Origin of the sequence: Novosphingobium sp. B1, from assembly GCF_900176395.1 — a bacterium.
Classification (GTDB): Bacteria; Pseudomonadota; Alphaproteobacteria; order Sphingomonadales; family Sphingomonadaceae; genus Novosphingobium.
In genome coordinates, this window is the sequence record NZ_FWXL01000052.1 from 1 (window position 1) to 3,647 (window position 3,647).

Genomic DNA, 3,647 nt, shown 5'->3' on the forward strand with positions numbered 1-3,647 from the left:
ACAGCACCATCAAGCCGCTATTGTGTAATCGAGACCGATATCGGCAGCCGGTGCGCTCTGCGTAATGCGGCCGACGGAGACGTAAGTAACTCCCGTTTCCGCGATCGCACGGATGGTATCGAGCCGCACGCCACCTGACGCTTCGATCGGCACGCGGCCCGCAACCAGCGCCACACCCTCGCGCAGCATTTCGACCGACATATTGTCGAAGAGCAGCCGATCGGCGCCTGCCTTCAGTGCCGGCTCGATCTGGTCGATTGTGTCGACTTCGACTTGGACCGGGAGTGCTGACTTGCCCGCCTTGGCCGCGCGCACGGCCGCCTCGATCGAGCCGCAGATCGCGACATGATTGTCCTTGATCAGGATGCCGTCGTCGAGCCGCATACGATGATTGTGCGCCCCGCCCATGCGGGCAGCATATTTCTCAATTGCGCGCAGGCCGGGTATGGTCTTGCGGGTGTCGAGCAGGATGCACGACGTGCCCGCGATCATGTTGGCATAGCTTCGAGTAAGGGTGGCAATACCGGTGAGGTGCTGCAGCGTGTTCAGCGCCGAGCGCTCCGCCGACAACATCGGGCGGGCGCGACCCTCCACGCGCATGATCGGGGCACCCGCCTGGAGCTCATCTCCATCCCTGGCAAGCCGCTCGACCCGGACATCGGGATCAAGGGCCTCGAAGAAGACCTGGGCGAGATCGATGCCCGCAACGGCAATCTGCTCGCGAGTCTGGATCGTCGCGATCAGCCGTGCGTCGGCGGGGATGGTGAGGTCGGTGGTGACATCACCACCTAGCCCCAGATCCTCCTTGAGTACGGACTGGACGAAATGACTGACGGCATCCGCGTCGAGCCCGGCAATGGGCGGCAGGGACATCATCAAGCGCGGACGTCCCCGAGAGCGTCGACATCTGTCGATACGGTCCGCATGATATCCGCCTCTTCGTCCGAGACATTGAGCAGCCGCCAGTCGGTGCCCTTAGGCACGATGCCTTCGAACGACATGAGCTTGGCGTTCGGAATGTGCGGCTCGGTCGTGCCGATCGCCGGCTCGCCCTTTTCCACCGCCTGCGCGGCGCGGTACATCTGTGTGCGGAACGTGAAGATCGCCTTGTCGCTCGACCCCAGGCGATCATCGCCACGATCGGCGAGCGTACCCATCGATTCCCACATCGCCATGTCCTGCGCCGGGATGCCGTAGATACCGGTGAAATCGCCGTCCTTCATGGCTACGCGATCCTGGAGATAGTTGTTTCCTGCGTTGCGCATCTTTTTGAAGGTGATCGGCTCGACATCCTTGCCGATCTCGGCACCGCAGAATTTGCGCCATGCGTCGGTCGAAATGCCTTTTTCGGGATGCCAGGCGACCCAGTAGAACATCGTGTTCTCATCATCGATCGGGACCAGCATCTGGCTCAGATGATATTGGTCATTCGATGGAATGTGGACGGTATAGGGCGCCACATAGAGTGTCATGCGGATATAATCAGTGGCATCGGCGTCGACGATCGGCTTGCGGATCGCGACATAGCGGAAGCCAAAGCTGGTCTTCTGGACCTCAAGGCGTGGCGCCTTGTCGGCCGACGGCCGTAGCCAGGCGGTGTCGGTCGCGGTCGATCCGCTGACCTCGGTTGCCGTCGGCATGTTGGACGAGTGCAGGCTCGAACTGTGCGCCGAGTCGATGGAGCCTTCGAGCACCTGTGCCCAGTTGCATGCGCCATGCATCTTCACGATGCTGATCTTGTCGTCCGGTACGGTCGCCCAGTTGGGCTTGTCGAACGGCGTCACCTGATCGGGATTGCCCATCCACACCCAGACGAACCCGCCGGCCTCCTGGACCGGATAGGCCTTGGTCTTCATCGTGCTGCGCAGCTTGGCGTCGACCGGCTCGGACGACATGTCGATGGCGTTGCCGTTCACGTCGAACTTCCAGCCATGATAGAGGCAACGCAGGCCGCATTCCTCGTTGCGGCCAAAGGCCAGCGACGCGCGGCGGTGCGGGCATTGCTCGTCAAGCGCGCCCAGACGACCCTTGCTGTCGCGGAACACCACCATATTCTCGCCGAGGAGGCGGACGCGCAGCGGCGTACAATCCGGTTCGGCCACCTCTTCGGACATGCACGCGGGCATCCAGTGCTGGCGCATCAGCCTGCCCATCGGCGCGCTGCCCTCGACTCGGGCGAGGATGTCATTTTGTTGGGGTGTCATCGCCTATCCTTATCGCAAAGTGGCTGTGCCAAGGCGCCGTGCCACGAAGGTGTTTCATCCACTTCTTGAAAACACTTCTACATAGAAGTATTGTGCGTTTCAAGCGGGCCGCATTTCAAGGACCGACCTGGCAGATCGAGGATAAACAAGAAGGCACTTCGGATCGGCATTGTCGGCCTTGGCCGGGGGTTCATGCTGACGCTTCCGGCGTTGCGCGCGCACCCACGGGTCGAGATCGCCGCGGCGTTCGATCTGCGCGCGTCCCCACGTGCTCAATTCACGCGCGAGTTCGGAGCCAAGTCATATGAAAGCCTGGAGGGGTTGCTCGCCGCCGATATTGATGCCGTCTATATCGCGACGCCACACGAACTGCACGCGACGCAGGCAATCGCGGCCCTCGGTGCGGGCAAGCATGTTCTGGTCGAAAAGCCGATGGCGATCTCTGTCGCCGAGTGCGTCGCGATGGAAGCGGCGGCACGCCGGGCCGGCAAACTGCTCCTGGTCGGCCCCAGCCATGGCTTTGATGCCCCGGTCCGCCGAGCCGCCGAGTTGATCGCCAGCGGCGGCTTTGGTGCGGTGCGGCAACTCACGGCGATGAACTTCACCGATTTCATGTATCGGCCGCGTCGCCCCGAAGAGCTGGACAGCGCGCGTGGTGGGGGCGTTGTCTACAGTCAAGCCGCTCACCAAATTGACGTGGCGCGGCGGCTTGTCGGACGCGATGTGACATTCGTGCGCGCGGTTGCGGGCAATTGGGATTCCAGTCGCCCGAGCGAGGGCGCATATGCCGCGATGATGGGATTCGAGGGTGGGGCTGTCGCATCGCTGACGTACAGTGGCTACGCCCATTATGATTCCGACGAACTGGTTAATTGGATATCGGAACTCGGCCGCGAGAAGGATCCGGAGCAATACGGTGACACGCGGCGCGCGCTCAGGAACCTCGAACCAGCGACCGAAAGCGCTGCCAAGATACGCCGAGCGTATGGCGAGGACGGCGCATCGACCAGCGAACCGCCGGCGCCGTATCATGAGCATTTCGGCTTTGTGCTGGTCAGTTGCGAACGCGCCGATCTCAAGCTCTCGCCCCAAGGCATCACGCTCTATGGCGATGAACACCGTGAGTTTCTCGCGATCGATCCGCCAAGCCTGCCGCGGGTCGAGGTCATCGATGAATTCGTTGAAGGCGCACTCGGTCTGGTCCAGCCGATCCATGATGGCCGCTGGGGCGTGAAGACGGTGGCGTGCTGCGCAGCCCTACTCGAATCGAGCCGCACCGGCAGCGAAATCGCACCCACAGCCATGATTATCGACACTTTGGAGGCCGTTTCCGTATGACTAGATTGAACCTCTCGCTCGCCTGTTGGGGCTATGATCGCACCGAGGCGCTGCTGTCGCAGACGGTCCGCCCCGATGGGATCGATCTCAACTTTCAGGTGCTGG

The 3,647-nt window shown here is 62.2% G+C and carries 3 protein-coding genes; 1 reads left to right on the plus strand and 2 read right to left on the minus strand.

What is annotated here, in order from left to right:
- Nucleotides 1–9: 9 nt before the first annotated feature.
- Both nadC and B9A23_RS21930 read right to left on the minus strand, forming a co-directional pair.
- Nucleotides 10–876, minus strand: a complete 867-nt coding sequence (nadC, locus tag B9A23_RS21925) for a carboxylating nicotinate-nucleotide diphosphorylase (RefSeq protein WP_062344525.1) — start codon at nt 874–876, stop codon at nt 10–12.
- Nucleotides 876–2,204, minus strand: a complete 1,329-nt coding sequence (locus B9A23_RS21930; RefSeq protein WP_062344527.1) for a Rieske 2Fe-2S domain-containing protein — start codon at nt 2,202–2,204, stop codon at nt 876–878. The genes nadC and B9A23_RS21930 overlap by 1 nt, the downstream gene beginning before the upstream one ends.
- 168 nt (nt 2,205–2,372) lie before the next feature.
- Between B9A23_RS21930 and B9A23_RS21935 the strand changes: the two genes are divergently transcribed.
- Nucleotides 2,373–3,542, plus strand: coding sequence for a Gfo/Idh/MocA family protein (locus tag B9A23_RS21935; RefSeq protein ID WP_254895249.1), 1,170 nt, complete (start codon nt 2,373–2,375; stop codon nt 3,540–3,542).
- Nucleotides 3,543–3,647 lie beyond the last annotated feature (105 nt).